Raw genomic sequence first — 14,476 nt, 5'->3', positions numbered from 1 at the left:
TAGTGTCGGTCGCCACGGATGGGCCGGGATCCGCCGTGTCGCGGTCCGGCCGCCGCCGGATTGCCCTATTTGGCGGGGGTGACGGTGGCTTCGTAGGTGAGGATTTCGGTGCCGTTGCCTTCGTCGCCGTTATCGGGTGCCACCTTCATCGTGAGGTGATTCCCATCGGCGGTCATTTTGAACGGGTTGCGGGTGGCCACGTGCCCGGCGGTGGACCACTGCTGGAACGGGACGTCACGGATCACGCTGTGGGATTTGAGGTCGATCATCGCCATTCCTCCCAGTTCGTAGGTGGCACCGTTGCCACCGGCCGCCGGGGTCTGCGGGAGGTTGGTGATCCCGTCGCAGAGCATTTTGGAGTTGGGCACGTACTGGCAGTCCTGGTAGTCGATGAAAAAGTTCGGGTTCTCCCAGGCGGAAAGCTGCTTGCCCTGCAGATCCCATTCCGCGAAGCGGCGCGACCCCCAGGTGTTGCCGATCAGGTGGCCGGTCTGCTTGTCCATCACGATGCCGCCGAAGTGGTCCTTGACTTCGAATTGCTTGTGCACGTCGAGGGTGTTGGCGTCGACCCGGTAGATGATGGCGCTGCTGTTTGGCCGGTACTGGGCTACCGGGATCCAGACGTTGGTACCGTCGAAGTCAAGGCCTCCCGGGTGGTACATGTCGCCTTCGCCGAGCGTGATGTCCTTTTGGAGGTTGCCGGCCTTGTCCATGACGAACAGGTGCCCGATGCCCTTGCCGGCGGTGCGGTCGAACCCGTTCTGCGGGGTCGGGAACTTCGTGGTCGGTTCAATGATCTGGACGGCGGAGAGGAAAATGTGGTCCTGGCTGTAGGCGATTCCCTCGGTGTGGTAAGTGGGGAAGTTCAGCTTCAGCTTGGACGTCTGCTGCCAGTTCGTGTTCCGGTCAACACCGTTGAAGGCGTCGGCCAGGGACGCGTTCGTATCACCGTGGCTGCCGGATTGGGCGTTGCCCTCGTGCTGGTCATTATTGCCTGCCGCCTGGGCGGCCGCGGCGGCGCAGATCGCGGATGCGGCCAGGATGATGGTCGCGGTGGCCGTGAGGATGCCTCGGGTGCGAGTCGTGCTCATGGGGGAGCCTCTCAAGGTTGGGTCTCAACAAGAACTCACCACGTTACTTACCGGTAATGAATCCCCCGGGGCGGGGTGGTGAACGGCAGGTTGCGCCCGCGGCCCGGGCGCAGGTGTCGAATGTCGGACATGAGGCGGCCCGTAGCGACGCGAGGGTGGCGGCGGGATGTGAGCGGGCGGAGCAGTTGCGCAGAGCTTAGGCGGATCCACCGTCCGCTGGACGAGGATGCCCTTCGACCGTGACGGTGCCGGCGTCGCCGTCGACCCGGATCCGCTGGCCGCTGGTCAGCCTCTGGGTGGCCACACCGGTGCCGAGCACGGCCGGGATGCCGTACTCCCGGGCGACGATCGAACTGTGGCTCAACGGGCCGCCGACGTCGGTGACCACGGCGGAGGCCATCGCGAACAGCGAGGTCCACGCGGGAGTGGTGATGCGGGCGACCAGAACGTCGCCGGGAACCATTGTCGCGAAATCCTCGGGTCCTCGCAGGACGCGGGCGGGAGCGCTGACCCGGCCCGAGCTGGCACCGGTGCCTTTGATGACGTCGCCCGGCTGCTCTTGTGAGGCTGCCGGCATCATGGACCCGAAGGCCCGCTCCATCCACCGGCTCTCGGGCAGCAGCTGCGGGGCGGCGGCCTTGGCCTGGCCCCGCCAGAGCATCTTGCGCTCCTCGATGGCGGCGGCCCGGACGGGCCGGTCTGCCCCGGTAATGGCCACGGCCGCCGGGGCGCCCGGCGCGGCGAGGCCGAACTCGACGGCGCTTCGCAGCTCCCGGTGGCGGAGCCAGAAGACGTCGCCGGGCTCGGCGATGACGGCGGAGCCAACCAGCCGTCGGCCGAGCTCGAGCAGCATCCGCCGCAGCAGGGGCCAGGCCAGTCCGACGTCGGCCAGGGCGTCCTCGCGAATCGGGGCGGCATTCTGCGCCCACCGGAGCAGCCGGAGGAACGCGGCCCGGCGCCGCGGTCCAAGCCGGGCGGCCGTTCGGCCGGTTTCCTCTTCCCGGCGGGCGGCCAACATCCGCTGGCGTTCATGCGGGTCCGTGCCCTGTCCCCGCAGGTAGAACTTCACCGTCTCGAGCAGCGGCGAGGGATCATCTGCGGGCACCGGGCAGACGAAGTCCAGATTGTAGACTGCATGGCCGTACCGGCTGAGGTGGTCCTGGAAGCGGGGACGCCATTGCCCCCAGAGTGCCTGGTCCATGCCGGCCGGCGGCACCCCGGTGCGCTGCGACTCGACCAGGGCTTGCGTCGGTGCGTTGAGGATCGCCGGGGCGAGTCCCGGAACACCCCGGGCCCAGGTTGCGAGGTCGTACAGCGACTTCTCCGCCCGGATGGGTTCGCTGTCGTAGCCGAGGAGGAACGTCTGGGCCGGGGCGTCTCCGTCGCGCCGAACCAACTTGTCGTAGTAGGCCCGGAAGGAGATTTCGCTTGTCGCAGCGACCGGAATGATTGACTGCACCGCCGTGTAGTAGACGGTGCCGGCGTCCAGCAACGTCTGCACACCCTCCAACAGTTGCTCCCCGGAGAGCCCCCCGATGGGCTTCGCCGACCAGTCCTTGATCACCCGCTCGTAGCGGGGATGCGAATACTCCCGCCAGCCGGCCACTCCCATGTGCGCCGTGCCGCGGATCAGCGCGCGCATCGCGGCCAGCGACATAGCCGTCACGCGCAACATTGCCGAGGTGCGGTAGTAGTAATAGGCGTAGCCGTTAATGGTGGGCAGCCCGACTTCGTCCTCCCCGATGACGTTCTTGCCGATGGCACCGGCCATCAAGGCCCTCAGCGACCGGGACACCGAGCCGTCAATGAGATCGGCGAACAGCGGTGAGAGCGGGTCAGGCAGCTGTTCCACGATGCTCGCCCGGAAGTAGAGCCCCTTCGGATAGGGCACCGTCCACGTGTCCGGGGCATCAGCCGCCGGTTCCGGCAGTGCGGTGACCGGGCGGGATTGCAGGAGGAAGAACTCGGCACCGGCCCGTGCCCACTCGATGTCCTGCGGGGCCCCGAAATGGTCCGCGATCCGGGTTCCGTAGCCGGCCAGCTCCGCCGCCGCCTGGTCGTCGAGTACGGGCTCACGACGGCGGCTGGCCGGCACAGGCTGCTCCCGGGTGCCGTGGTCCGCGAAGACGGTCATGACTTCCTTGTCGGCGGTCCGGCGCGAGAGCACACGGCCAGAGCCCGCTTCGATGACGACGTCATCGGTGGTGACCGTGCCGCCGACCACGGATTCGCCCAGACCCCACGCGGCGCTGATCACGATCTGGTCGCGGCGCCCGTTGGCCGGATTGGCGGTGAACATCACCCCGGCGGCCTCGGCCTCGATCATGCGCTGGACTACGACGGCGAGACGCACCGCGTCCGGTCCGATGCCTTCACGGGCCCTGTAGGCCATGGCACGCGCTGTCCACAGGGAGGCCCAGCAATCGGTCACGGCCGCGGCCAGGGCTTGCGCCCCCACGACGTTGAGGTAGGTTTCCTGTTGCCCGGCGAAGCTGGCGGAGGGGAGGTCCTCGGCCGTAGCGGAGGAGCGCACCGCCACGGCTGCATCCCCGTCGCCGAGGAGACGGTAGGCGGCGCCGAGTTCGGCTGCGATCGCGGCCGGCATGGTTCCGCCGGCGAACAGGGCGCGGATCCGGTTCGAGGCATCCTCGTAATCCTGTGGCGCTGCCAGCGGTGACAGCGCGGCGAGCTCCCGGATGCCGGCCTGAAGGCGATTGGCGTCCACAAAATCCGCGTAGGCTGCGGTGTTCAGCACGAATCCCGGGGGAACCGGCAGCCCGGCCTGAACGAGGCCGGCCAGGCCGACGCCTTTGCCGCCGGCCACGGCGACGTCGCTTTGCCCCACATCGCCGAGGTTGTTGATGTAGGTCATGACCGAGCACCTTTCTGCCGGGAGCCGGGGCGCCTTCGTTGAGCGTGACCCTCAACATACTGGCACTGCCGCAGGCCGGGGGCCATAGCTGCAGCCGTTGCCCTAGCTCCAGGCTGCGCGGCCGGGGACCGCCTGACGCGGGCCGGTCGCATGGTCAGCGGCCGGCGTCGCGCCCGTCGGTCCATACGTCAGCCCCGAAACCGGCGAGCCCGGGAGTTCCTGCATAGCCGAGGTAGGGCAGGGCGAACAGGTCCTCGATGCTTTTCAGGAGCGAGTAGTGGTTATACGGTGTGGAGCTCGTTGTCCCGGGCCGGACGAAGGGCGAGAGCACCAGCGCGCCGATGCGTCCGCCGCCCTTTCCGTTGCCGGGCCCAGCCGCAAACGTGCCATCCTTCGCGGCCGACGGCGGCAGGCCGGGCGCGGCAACGTTGGGGCCGGAGGGCTCATTACAGCAGGCGCTGGTGTCGCCGTCGGCTTCATCGTTGACGATGATGATGGCACCGCTTTCCTGAAAGGCGGGAGATGCCGAGATCAGGGACACCCAGGTGCGCAGCCAGGCATCCTCCGCCGCGGGACCGGCAGGCTGGCCATCACAGCTCTGGTTATGTCCGTCATTGCACAAGCTGGGGGAGATGAACGACAGGTTGGGGGTGGTTGAGACGGCCGTCAGATCCTGGGGCAGCCGGGCCAGGGACCCGACATTCGCGGCGCACGCCGCGGTTCCTGCCACTGACGCGAAATACAGGAACGGGTTGTGCCGGGCCGTGTAGGCATCCCCGGCCGTGGCTTCCTGCGTCAGGTCCGTGGATCCGGGACCCAGCGAGGGCTTCCCGCAGACGGCTTCTTCCCGCCCCGGGACGTTGCCCATGTCCTCCATGTAGCCCTTCCAGGTCAGGCTCCGTGCCGCGAGCTGGCCGGCCAGGGTGGGCACCGAGGCCGGAAAGATGCAGCCGGCGTCGGACTTGACCTGCCCGAAGCGTTCCGCGGACGGGTGCACCATGTCCGTGTAGGCGGTGCAGTCCATCTGGATGTCGGGGCTCGGAGCGACACCGCCCAGCATGGCCAGGTAATTTCCCAGACTGTAGTGCGCGGTCCCGTAGTACTGGTCCAGCAAAACGCCCTGGCCGCGAAGCGTTTGGGCCAGAAACGGAAGGCGCGAATTCGGCCCGAACGAGTGCGCGTAGGATGCGTTCTCAAGCACAATCACAAACACGTGGCGGACAGGCGAAAGACGGCCGGCCGGCCTATCCGGTTGGCTGACGCCGGCCCCAAAGATCACAAGCAGGACCACGGCGATGCCAAGGAACGCTCGTCTTCGGTTCATCAGACCCGGATTCCCTTCCCGGCGAAACCCATACTCCCGCGCCGGATCCGGCGCGCCTCCGGTGCCCGTTCCTGCGGACGGTATGTCACGCCGGTCCATAAACAGAATAGACACGGGCCTCACTCCCCGGACAGGCCCGGGCGCGCCGAGCCGGCGTGTTTACGACGTTGAGGATGTTCGGAGGCAGCTCCCGTAGCATGACGCGGATGGTATTCATACGGCTGTACCGCGAAGGAAAGCTCGAACGCGACGACGTCCGCGCCCACGAGATCGAGGCCCTGGCGCACCAGGACGACGTGGTGCTGTGGATCGATTTCACGGACCCGACGGCGGATGACCTTCTGGGTGTCGAGACGGTGTACGGGTTTCACCGCCTCGCCGTTGAGGATGCCGTCCATGATTTCCAGCGGCCCAAGCTGGACCGCTACGCCAACCACCTGTTCCTGTCGGCCTATCAGGCGGGGCTGCGGCCCGGCAGCGGGGAAGTGGACATTGCCGAGGTCTCCGCATTCGTGACCCGGAACGTCCTCGTGACCGTGCACGGGCCCGGGTTTGATACGGACAAACTCATGGCGCACTGGGATGCCGAGACGGACCTGGCCGCCCACGGGGTGCCTTTCCTGTTCTGGGGCCTGCTGGACATGATCGTGGACGGGCACTTCGACGCCGTGCAGGAACTGGACGGCTACATCGACGCCCTTGAAGAATCGCTCTTCGATGACCACTCACCGGACCACGACCTGCAGCGAAAGACCTTCGAGCTGCGCAAGAACCTGGTCCGGCTCCGCCGGGTGGTCCTGCCCATGCGCGAAGTCCTCAACACCCTCCTCCGGCGGGACGACCTCGTCGGCTGCAGCCCCGCAATGCAGCCGTTCCTGCAGGACGTCTACGACCACGTGCTGCGGGCCACGGAATGGACGGAGTCGCTCCGCGACCTGGTCACGACCATCCTGGAGACCCACATCAGTATTCAGGGGAACCAGATGAACCTGGTCATGAAAAAGGTCACCAGTTGGGCCGCGATCATCGCCGTACCCACCGCGGTCACAGGGTTCTTCGGGCAGAACGTGCCGTTTTTCGGCTTCCAGAGCGATTATGGTCTCTGGTTGTCCACCGCATTGATGGTCGCCGGATCAGTGTTCCTGTACCGAGGGTTCAAGAGGCGGGACTGGATCTAGATCGGCCAGTGTTATGCCTGGCGCGCAGCGTTGCCGGCGGGGGTGTTCGCGTTGCGGGCGCGGTGGGCCCCGTATTCGTGCCAGGTGAGCCAGACGATGAAGATATCGAAGGCTGTCAGGAGGGCTAGCCCCCAGGAGAAGGCAACCACGAGTTCATAACTTTGGTAGAGGATGAAGGCCATCAAGAAGGCAATCATCCATGGGTAAGCCCACAATTTGTCCCTGAGCACCGCCCAGACCAGGACCACCTTCACCGCTCCGTGCAACAGCAGGTAGATGGCGCCGAAGAGGGTCGCCGAGACGGTCATGGTCCCGGCCCAGTGCACCAGGGTGGTGGCAGCGAGATCATGCGGATCTTCGGAGAGCTCGTGCTGTGTCAGTAACCGGACCCAGCCGCCGATCTGCGCGGGGGAGACCAGCAGGAGAAGAATTCCTCCTGCGAGCTCCAAGAGTCCGTCAAGGCCTTTGAGAATCAGGCTGACCCTGAAGGTCTTGTCCAGCAACGTCCTGTCGGTACTGCCTTTAGCCAACGTCACCGCAAACCGCCGGCACGGACTTCCCGCACGGCTACGAGCTGGCGCTGGATGCCAGCACGCCCAGGCCGAGCGCGGCGATGATGCCGCTGCTGCCGCGTTCGAGCCAACTGCTCACCCGGGGGCGCTGCAGCCAGGCCATGGCTTTCGCCGCCGCGATGGATACGGCCGCCAGGTAGAGGAACCCGATGGCGCTTTCGATGGCACCCAGCACCATGGCGGTGTCCAGCGTGTTGCCGCCGTGCGGAATGAACTGCGGCACGACGGCGAGGTAGAACAGGCCCACCTTGGGGTTGAGCAGCGTGGAGAGGCCGCCGGCGCCGAACCCTGCCCGCCGGCTGTAGCTTCGGCGGGGAGCGTGCCCGGCCGTCGCGGAGGACTTTGTGCGGCGGGCCCGGATCAGCGACGAAATTCCCAAGTACAGCAGGTACAGCCCGCCCGCGATCTTCAGCCAGCGGAACACTTCCGCGGATTCCTCCAGCACGGCGGCGAGCCCCACGCCCACCAGCGCGGCCCAAACCATGGATGCCACGGCCGAGCCGAGCGCGGCGGCAAGGCCGGCCCCGGCACTCTGCAGCGAGATCCGCAGCACCAGGAACGTATCCGGGCCGGGGGTGACAGAGAGCAGGAGGCACAGCCCGGCAAAGGCCAGCAGGGTCACGACGGTCATGAGCACCATTGTCCGGGTGCCGGCTGTCCGGGCGCAACGGCGGCAACACCCGGACCGGACCAGAGGCCCGGGAAGACGGCAGGTGTTCCGGCGTTCGGAATATGTGTGGGGCGGGTGACGCTCACTGCGCCATATTCGGCGCCTGCAATGCCGGTCCCGGGTAGGTGACTGCGTCGGCGGCGTCCAGGACCTCAAGCGCCGTGAGGTGTGCCGCGGCGGCCACGTCCCTTATGGACTTGCCGTGCGTGACTGCCGCGGCGATGGCGGACTGCAGGCTGGCCGCGTTCTCCTCGCTGGTTCTGGATGTCTCAAGTCGGGCCGCAGCCGCTTCCACAGCCAGGATTTCACTATCGATCACCGGTTGTCCTCCAGTCCCGTCTCTGCCTCATTGCAGTTGAGCCGGGAAGCGATTCGTGCCCGATGACGGGCCGCACCCGGTGGTCAGGAAAGGATATCGAACGTTGGACCAGTCTGTCTCGCGTCCGTGCCGAAACCGCGCGGCGGCCGCTCGTCTCGGCACGCATGCACCTACAGGATCGCGTCGTCCGTTGAGGTTTCGCCCTGAGGGAGGCTCAACCGGGCGGTGCGAAGGAGGGTTCCGAGCAGAGAGCGGGCGTCGCCCAGCAGAGTGTTCACTTCGGGGCAGGCAAGCTCATAAAACAGCCGCCCTTCCCGCCGGGTCGGGAGAATCAGGTGCTGGCGGCGCAGTACACCGAGATGCTGGGACAGATTGGAGGGTTCGAGGCCGGTGTTGTGGCGCAGCGTGCTCACGGCCACTGGGCCGTCAGCAAGCATTTCCAGGAGCTGGACCCGTGCAGGGTGCCCCATCGCCTTGAAGAGTTCGGCCTTCACATCGGACAGGACAAGACCTGCAGGCAATCCGTCCGCCATGGGGCCTTCTCCTTCGCATCCAATACTCACGGCCCAAGGCCCGTGCCGGACCCGGTCCGAGGAAATTAGCACACGCGAGACAGAAAAGTCTGTCTCCCACTCATCCGGGCGGTCCCGCTCGCACATTACATCGTAGCGCCGGACTGCCGTCGTGTCGCCGCCGGCGGCAGGTGTGTGGGCACCCCTTGCGCAGACGGCGGCCGTAGTTCAGACTTTCATGAATTCATCAATCCGATCCGGCCCTCTGCTAGCGGCCGGCGTCCTACAGGTGGATTCAGGCTGCCTCCGGTGACAACGGCGTCACCGGAGCAGAATGATCCCAACTTTCAGGAGGGTTCAATGGCAGGAATGTTCGAACTGTTCACCGGCTCCGATGCTTCCTATCGATTTCGTTTGACTGCCCCGGACGGGACGGTGATGGCGCTCTCCAGGTCATTCCCCGACAAGCCGTCCGCAGTGGCAGGAATCGCCGCGGTACGTGAGTACGCCGGAATGGGGCTGGTTTGTGAAATCTCGGCACCGGGAGACGACGGCGTAAAGGAACCCGCGGCGGTACAGGTTCCGTCGGGGGCCACTGCACAGAATCGGGTCCGGCAGGAGAATCCGGCCGCTGATGGAGCATCCGGGGCCCGTGCCCGGCTGCCACGCATCCGTATCCCTTCCGCCGCACATTTTCTTGGCGGGCGGGCCGTTGCCCGGAATCACATGATGATGATGAGGTGGCGCCGAGCCCCGGGAGCGGCAGCTACCCCGGCCGGGCTGAGCCCTTGCTGAACCCCGGATTCTCCCGTGCCATCCACGGGAGGGACGTCCGGGCTTTGTTTACCCGGCCTTGTACCGCATGAGGCCGGGGGCCGACTTACGACACACAAGTCCGCCCCGAGGGTCCCGTGTAAAATTTCTTCCACAATGACCGCCAACGAAGCTGCCAGTCCCACGTTGTTGCCCGCCGCGGCGATGGCCGGTCGCGATGATCCAGTGGACCGCATTCTCTCCACCGCCTACGAACTGTTCTCCCGCCGCGGCATCCGCGACGTCGGGGTCAACGAGCTGATCGACAGCTCAGGCGTCTCCAAGGCAACGTTCTACCGGCACTTTCCATCCAAGGACGCGCTGGTGCTTGCCTTCCTGGAGCTGCGTGACCAGGTGTGGACCGTGGACCTCATCGTGGCCGAGGCCAGGCGCCGCGGCAACACCGCCGAGGAACGGCTACTGGCCGTCTTTGACGTGTTCGGGGACTGGTTCAAGCGAGAAGACTTCGAGGCGTGCACGTTCATCAACGTCCTGTTGGAGATGGGACCGGGGCACCCCTTGGGGATAGCAAGCATCGGATACCTCAGCAGGATCAGGGACCACATCCAGGCTCTCGCCGAGGAAGCCGGGCTGAACCGCCCCGAGGAATTTGCCCGTTCCTGGCACATCCTGATGAAGGGCTCCATCATCTCGGCGACCGAAGGCGACATCCTGGCTTCCAAGCGGGCGCAGCAAATGGCCCGCTGGCTGATCGAACACCACCGGAGCCTGTAACCGGCGATCCACTCGTTACCAAGCCCCGCACCACGGGCGCCCTCCGTGGGTGGGGGAGATTACTACACTCGATGGCCGAGACAGCGCGATGTACCGTTGCAGGCGAAGGCCCGTCTAACCCCCAATAGGCGGGTCTTCGTTGTCTGCCGCGACTCCGGCCAATCCACAGTTTTCTGGCACACAGTGGAGCGTTAATCCCCGATGGTCGAAGCCATGGACTCATCGCAGGGGCGATTCTCATGCAGGGCGGCTGACGGCCGGTCGTGTTTCAGGAGCAGTGGCAGCAGGGACGCGGGGGAGGCAGCGACGGCGGCCGCCTGTGATGCTTCCTCGGCCTCCCCGTACCCCCAGAGTGCGAATATCGTGGGGATGCCGTGTTTGGCTGCTCCCGCGACGTCGTAGCTTCGGTCTCCAACCATTGCGGGACGGGAGATGTCGACGCCTTCGCGTTGGAGCCGGAGCAGCAATTCGGCGATGACCTCCGCCTTGCTCGCTCTTCCATCGGAGTCCGACGCCCCGCACACGTTGATGAAGTGGCGCTCAATCCCAAACCGTCGTGCAAGTCGTACTGCCTGGTCTTCCACCTTGGAAGTGGCTACAGCCATTGGAAGACCGGCCGTGTGTAGGTGCTCAAGCAAGTCTGTGATCCCGTCGTATGGACTGCACTGTTCAGCGCCATGAGCGGCATACGCTTTGCGGTAATGTTGGAGGGCCCTTTGGGCGGTTTCTTCGTCCAACTGTGAGACTGTCCTGAAGGACTCGATCATCGGCGGGCCGACGAACCGGCGCAGAGTGTCCATCGCGGGGATTGGCGCACCTACAGCTGCCAGGGCCTGGGCAGCACTTGCTGTCACGCCGGGAGCTGAATCCAGGAGCGTGCCGTCCATGTCGAACAAGATGCAGCTAACGCCAGTGAGAGAGGGGCGGGCCTGGTGCAGAGGTGTCATTTTTTCGAGGGCTTTCGGTCTTGATATTGGTTCCGTTCCGGTAGTGCCCGGGGGATTGTTGCGGTGAAGGGTAGGCATGGATCGAGTGAGTCTTGATCAGATTGATCAGAGGATTCTTGCGGAGCTCACCAAGAACGCCCGCATGAGCCATGCGGAGCTGGCGACCAAGGTCCTCCTGTCGAGGAATGCCGTTCGCCAGCGGATCGAACGGATGGAGCGGCAGGGGTATATCCAGGGGTACACGATTGTTGCCGGGCCGCCGGGCCAGGGTCCGGTGTCCGCCTTCCTGATGGTTTACCGGAAGGACCGGGTGCGGGGGTCGGACGTCATCACCGTCTTGCGGTCGATTCCGGAGGTGGTTCTGTGTGATGTCGTGAGCGGTGACTTTGACCTGTTGGTCAGGGTCGAGGCCCGTTCGCTGGAGAGGGTTCAGGAGATCTGGGAGCAGATCGCGGCTATTCCTGGCGTGACGGACACGGTGACGGCCATGACGCTTTCGAGTTTCATCAGGCGGGGGACCGGAGGGGTCGGCGCCAGCGAGTGAAGTGATCAGACGCCGGACATGTTGGCATTTCTGACGGGCAGCACGGCGGATTCAAGCAGTAACTGAGCTGTGTCCCGGTCCATGAGGTTCCTGCTGGTGACGATCTCCAGGATGGCGGACCCGTCCTGGAGTGCTTCCTTGGCCACCGCTACAGCGGCGGCATACCCTATTGCCGGTATCAAGGCTGTTGCGAGACCTACGGAGGTTGCCGTCTGGCGGGCGAGGCGTCCGGTGTTCGCTTCAATGCCTTCTATGCAGTACCGACGAAGAACGCGTGATCCTTGTTCGAGCCACGAAATGCTCTGAAGAAGGACATGGGCAATGACAGGTTCGAAGGCATTGAGCTGGAGCTGGCCGTTGTCTGCAGCCATCGTCACTGTGGTGTCGGCTCCGGCCACTGCGAAGGCAATCTGGTTCATGGTCTCCGGGATGACAGGGTTGACCTTTCCCGGCATGATTGAGGACCCGGCCTGGCGCGGGGGCAGGATAATTTCGCCGAAGCCGTTCTGTGGACCGCTCGACAGCAGCCGGAGGTCGCTGCTGATTTTGGAGAGCTTGATGGCCGTGCGTTTCAGCATGCCTGACATGTGCATGAAAACGCCGACGTCGGACGTGGCTTCGATGAGATCAGCGGCGGGAAAGACCGGGACGCCGGACACTTCGGACAGTGCCCGAAGGACGAGTTGTTGATATCCAGGTTCGGCGGTGATGCCCGTCCCGATGGCGGTGGCACCGAGGCTGCACTCGAGCATCAGCGCTGTGGATTCCCTTAGCCTGCAGCGGTCTTCTTCCAGCGTCGCGGCGAAGGCATTGAACTCCTGCCCAAGGGTCATCGGGACGGCGTCCTGGAGCTGTGTTCTGCCCATCTTCACGACGTCGGCGAATTCGGCGCCCTTGTTGCGGGCGGATTCGGCAAGTTTCCCCAACTCCCGGTGGAGTTCTGCAGTAGCGAAATTCAGTGCCAGCTTGATCGCCGTGGGATAGGTGTCATTTGTGGATTGGCACCGGTTGACGTGGTCAATGGGGTGCAGGTGCTGGTATTCGCCGCGGCGGTGGCCCAGTTTTTCCAGCGCAAGGTTCGCGATCACCTCGTTGGCATTCATGTTCGTGCTGGTGCCTGCACCGCCCTGGATGACGTCCACGCAGAAGTGTTCGTGGTGATGTCCGTCCTGGATTTCCTGGCATGCTTCGCGGATCGCTGTCGCTTCACGCGGGTTGAGGATGCCGAGTTCGCAGTTGGCCTGCGCCGCAGCGTTCTTGATCATCGCCAGGGCACGCACCAGATGGGGGTGGCGGGAGACGGGAATACCGCTGATGGTGAAGTTGTCCAGGGCGCGGGCGGTGTGTGCCCCCCAATAGGCTGTGGCCGGTACGGGAACGTTCCCGAGCGAATCCGTCTCGATGCGGGTGGTCATGGGTTTCGATCCTCTGCGTGAAAGTGTGGGTGGTGGCGTAGTTGTGTGCCGCTTACTCGGAGGAAGTGGAGGGGCGCAAGGACCGGCCGCGCCCCTCCGCTTCGATCATTTCTTGATGCAGATGACCTTTGGCTGGGTCATCTCCTCATACGCGAAATGGACGCCCTCCCTGCCCATGCTCCCGTACTTGGCGCCGCCGAACGGCATGCCGTCGAACCGGTAGTCCGACGAATCGTTGATCATTACGCCGCCTGCTTCGAGGCGGTGGGCTGCGTCCATGGCCCTGGCCAGGGAGTCGGTGAATATGCCGGCGTGGAGACTGAACTCGATGGCGTTGGCGACTTCGATGGCCTCGTCGAAGGTGTTGAATTTTCGAAGCATGACCACCGGCCCGAAAACTTCCTCCGTCCACAACCGGCTGTCTTCCGGGACGGCTTCCAGAACGGTCGGGTGAAGCACGTTGCCGTCCGTGACATTGCCTGCGAGAAGGACAGCGCCGGCGTCGAGGGCCTCGTCAACCTTGGACTGTAACCCGTGCACGGCAGCGGGGCTGATCATCGGCCCGACATCCGTCTGTTCATCCAGTGGATCTCCGGTAACCAACTGTGCCGTTGCCTCCAGGAAGCGCTGACGGAACGCGCTATACACCGGGGCGGCTACCAGGATCCGCTGCACCCCCACGCAGTTCTGCCCGGCGGCCCAAAACGCTCCGGAGACGCAGGATTCCACTGCGTTGTCGATGTGGGCGTCGTCCAGGACGATCACGGGAGCGTTTCCGCCAAGGTCCATGGAAAGCTTCTTCAGGCCCGCGGTGCGGGCGATACTCTCACCAGTGGAGAACCCCCCGGTGAAGGACACCATTCTTACGTCCCGGGACCTGATGATTGTTTCGGCCACTTCCCGGTCGCCGTGAACAATCGTGAGGGCCTCCGGCGGGAGACCGGAGTTCACGAGGGCGTCCGTGAGCAGCTGGGCCGATAGGGGCGTCAGGGCCGAGGGTTTGAGGATTACGGCGTTTCCTCCCGCGATTGCGGGCCCGACTTTGTGTGCCACCAGGTTGAGGGGGTCGTTGAACGGAGTGATCGCGGCAATGATGCCCAGCGGCTCGCGCGAGTACCACCCGGTGCGGTCCTCCGAGCCCTCGTACGAGTCAAAAGGGATGACTTCGCCTGCGTTCCGGCGTGCTTCGGCCGCGGAGAGGCGGAGCGTATTGACTGCGCGCAGGACTTCCTTCCGGGCCTGACGGATTGTTTTACCGGCTTCGGACACAATGGTTTGCGCGAACTCCTCGTTGCGCTTCTCGATCTCCGTTGCGGCGCCGTCCAGTATCTTCCCGCGTGCGTTGCGGGACAGTGCCCGTGCTTTCCGGGCGCCGATGCGAGCCGTTTCGATCACGGCTTTGCCGGCAGCGGATTCGGTCAGCGACACCGCGCCGATCACTCTGCCGTCAAAGGGGCTCGTCACATCGCGGAACTGCGGCAGCG

14 protein-coding genes are annotated in these 14,476 nt (G+C 65.1%); 4 read left to right on the top strand and 10 right to left on the bottom strand.

Annotated elements, in window-relative coordinates; translation table 11 throughout:
* Nucleotides 1-65 precede the first annotated feature (65 nt).
* The 3 genes from AC1DBQ_RS03285 to AC1DBQ_RS03275 form a co-directional block, all read right to left on the bottom strand.
* On the bottom strand, nucleotides 66-1,091 hold the full coding sequence (locus AC1DBQ_RS03285) for a DUF6454 family protein (RefSeq protein ID WP_476927144.1): 1,026 nt from the start codon (nucleotides 1,089-1,091) through the stop codon (nucleotides 66-68).
* Between the two features lie 196 nt (nucleotides 1,092-1,287).
* Entirely contained in the window at nucleotides 1,288-3,963 is a 2,676-nt protein-coding gene (locus tag AC1DBQ_RS03280; RefSeq protein ID WP_476927143.1) for a PEP/pyruvate-binding domain-containing protein, read from the bottom strand.
* 154 nt (nucleotides 3,964-4,117) lie between these two features.
* Nucleotides 4,118-5,287, bottom strand: coding sequence for an alkaline phosphatase family protein (locus tag AC1DBQ_RS03275; protein ID WP_476927142.1), 1,170 nt, complete (start codon nucleotides 5,285-5,287; stop codon nucleotides 4,118-4,120).
* A gap of 206 nt (nucleotides 5,288-5,493) precedes the next feature.
* Between AC1DBQ_RS03275 and AC1DBQ_RS03270 the strand changes: the two genes are divergently transcribed.
* A complete protein-coding gene (locus AC1DBQ_RS03270) occupies nucleotides 5,494-6,465 on the top strand; it encodes a magnesium transporter CorA family protein (protein WP_476927141.1) in 972 nt (323 codons plus the stop codon).
* Between the two features lie 11 nt (nucleotides 6,466-6,476).
* On the opposite strand, the gene AC1DBQ_RS03265 is transcribed toward AC1DBQ_RS03270, so the two are convergent.
* The 4 genes from AC1DBQ_RS03265 to AC1DBQ_RS03250 all read right to left on the bottom strand — a co-directional run bounded on the left by AC1DBQ_RS03265 (nucleotide 6,477) and on the right by AC1DBQ_RS03250 (nucleotide 8,559).
* Nucleotides 6,477-7,001 carry a DUF2127 domain-containing protein gene (locus AC1DBQ_RS03265; protein WP_476927140.1) on the bottom strand — a complete coding sequence of 175 codons (525 nt, stop codon included), beginning with the start codon at nucleotides 6,999-7,001 and terminating at the stop codon, nucleotides 6,477-6,479.
* 31 nt (nucleotides 7,002-7,032) lie between these two features.
* Nucleotides 7,033-7,668: a LysE family translocator gene (locus AC1DBQ_RS03260; protein WP_476927139.1), complete on the bottom strand. Its 636-nt coding sequence runs from the start codon at nucleotides 7,666-7,668 to the stop codon at nucleotides 7,033-7,035.
* A 121-nt stretch (nucleotides 7,669-7,789) separates the two neighbouring features.
* Nucleotides 7,790-8,026 (bottom strand): hypothetical protein, encoded by a 237-nt coding sequence (locus tag AC1DBQ_RS03255; protein ID WP_476927138.1) that lies wholly within the window; start codon nucleotides 8,024-8,026, stop codon nucleotides 7,790-7,792.
* Between the two features lie 170 nt (nucleotides 8,027-8,196).
* Nucleotides 8,197-8,559, bottom strand: a complete 363-nt coding sequence (locus AC1DBQ_RS03250) for an ArsR/SmtB family transcription factor (protein WP_476927137.1) — start codon at nucleotides 8,557-8,559, stop codon at nucleotides 8,197-8,199.
* Nucleotides 8,560-8,898: 339 nt separating this feature from the next.
* Here AC1DBQ_RS03250 and AC1DBQ_RS03245 point away from each other — a divergent pair, with 339 nt between their 5' ends.
* Both AC1DBQ_RS03245 and AC1DBQ_RS03240 read left to right on the top strand, forming a co-directional pair.
* A complete protein-coding gene (locus AC1DBQ_RS03245; RefSeq protein ID WP_476927136.1) occupies nucleotides 8,899-9,333 on the top strand; it encodes a YegP family protein in 435 nt (144 codons plus the stop codon).
* A gap of 135 nt (nucleotides 9,334-9,468) precedes the next feature.
* A complete protein-coding gene (locus AC1DBQ_RS03240) occupies nucleotides 9,469-10,086 on the top strand; it encodes a TetR/AcrR family transcriptional regulator (RefSeq protein ID WP_476927135.1) in 618 nt (205 codons plus the stop codon).
* Nucleotides 10,087-10,277: 191 nt separating this feature from the next.
* Here AC1DBQ_RS03240 and AC1DBQ_RS03235 read toward each other — a convergent pair whose 3' ends face one another.
* On the bottom strand, nucleotides 10,278-11,033 hold the full coding sequence (locus AC1DBQ_RS03235; protein WP_476927134.1) for an HAD hydrolase-like protein: 756 nt from the start codon (nucleotides 11,031-11,033) through the stop codon (nucleotides 10,278-10,280).
* Nucleotides 11,034-11,109: 76 nt separating this feature from the next.
* On the opposite strand from AC1DBQ_RS03235, the gene AC1DBQ_RS03230 reads away from it, so the two are divergent.
* The gene (locus AC1DBQ_RS03230; RefSeq protein WP_476927133.1) at nucleotides 11,110-11,577 is read left to right on the top strand and encodes an Lrp/AsnC family transcriptional regulator; all 468 of its coding nucleotides are present in this window, start codon (nucleotides 11,110-11,112) and stop codon (nucleotides 11,575-11,577) included.
* Between the two features lie 5 nt (nucleotides 11,578-11,582).
* On the opposite strand, the gene AC1DBQ_RS03225 is transcribed toward AC1DBQ_RS03230, so the two are convergent.
* On the bottom strand, nucleotides 11,583-12,992 hold the full coding sequence (locus AC1DBQ_RS03225) for an aspartate ammonia-lyase (RefSeq protein WP_476927132.1): 1,410 nt from the start codon (nucleotides 12,990-12,992) through the stop codon (nucleotides 11,583-11,585).
* A 105-nt stretch (nucleotides 12,993-13,097) separates the two neighbouring features.
* Nucleotides 13,098-14,474 carry an aldehyde dehydrogenase family protein gene (locus AC1DBQ_RS03220; protein ID WP_476927131.1) on the bottom strand — a complete coding sequence of 459 codons (1,377 nt, stop codon included), beginning with the start codon at nucleotides 14,472-14,474 and terminating at the stop codon, nucleotides 13,098-13,100.
* Between the last annotated feature and the right edge of the window lie 2 nt (nucleotides 14,475-14,476).

It is taken from the genome of Arthrobacter sp. 10T413_2 (genome assembly GCF_056394205.1).
The sequence above is the reverse complement of the archived record's forward strand: the minus strand, read 5'-3'. Positions and strand labels throughout refer to the sequence as shown.

Excerpts from the sequence above, each read along its gene's own strand:
- AC1DBQ_RS03230 (WP_476927133.1), top strand. The coding sequence starts at position 11,110 with ATGGATCGAGTGAGTCTTGATCAGATTGATCAGAGGATTCTTGCGGAG.
- AC1DBQ_RS03245 (WP_476927136.1), top strand. The coding sequence starts at position 8,899 with ATGGCAGGAATGTTCGAACTGTTCACCGGCTCCGATGCTTCCTATCGA.
- AC1DBQ_RS03235 (WP_476927134.1), bottom strand. The coding sequence starts at position 11,033 with ATGACACCTCTGCACCAGGCCCGCCCCTCTCTCACTGGCGTTAGCTGC.
- AC1DBQ_RS03270 (WP_476927141.1), top strand. The coding sequence starts at position 5,494 with ATGGTATTCATACGGCTGTACCGCGAAGGAAAGCTCGAACGCGACGAC.
- AC1DBQ_RS03275 (WP_476927142.1), bottom strand. The coding sequence starts at position 5,287 with ATGAACCGAAGACGAGCGTTCCTTGGCATCGCCGTGGTCCTGCTTGTG.
- AC1DBQ_RS03250 (WP_476927137.1), bottom strand. The coding sequence starts at position 8,559 with ATGGCGGACGGATTGCCTGCAGGTCTTGTCCTGTCCGATGTGAAGGCC.
- AC1DBQ_RS03240 (WP_476927135.1), top strand. The coding sequence starts at position 9,469 with ATGACCGCCAACGAAGCTGCCAGTCCCACGTTGTTGCCCGCCGCGGCG.
- AC1DBQ_RS03225 (WP_476927132.1), bottom strand. The coding sequence starts at position 12,992 with ATGACCACCCGCATCGAGACGGATTCGCTCGGGAACGTTCCCGTACCG.
- AC1DBQ_RS03260 (WP_476927139.1), bottom strand. The coding sequence starts at position 7,668 with ATGACCGTCGTGACCCTGCTGGCCTTTGCCGGGCTGTGCCTCCTGCTC.
- AC1DBQ_RS03280 (WP_476927143.1), bottom strand. The coding sequence starts at position 3,963 with ATGACCTACATCAACAACCTCGGCGATGTGGGGCAAAGCGACGTCGCC.
- AC1DBQ_RS03285 (WP_476927144.1), bottom strand. The coding sequence starts at position 1,091 with ATGAGCACGACTCGCACCCGAGGCATCCTCACGGCCACCGCGACCATC.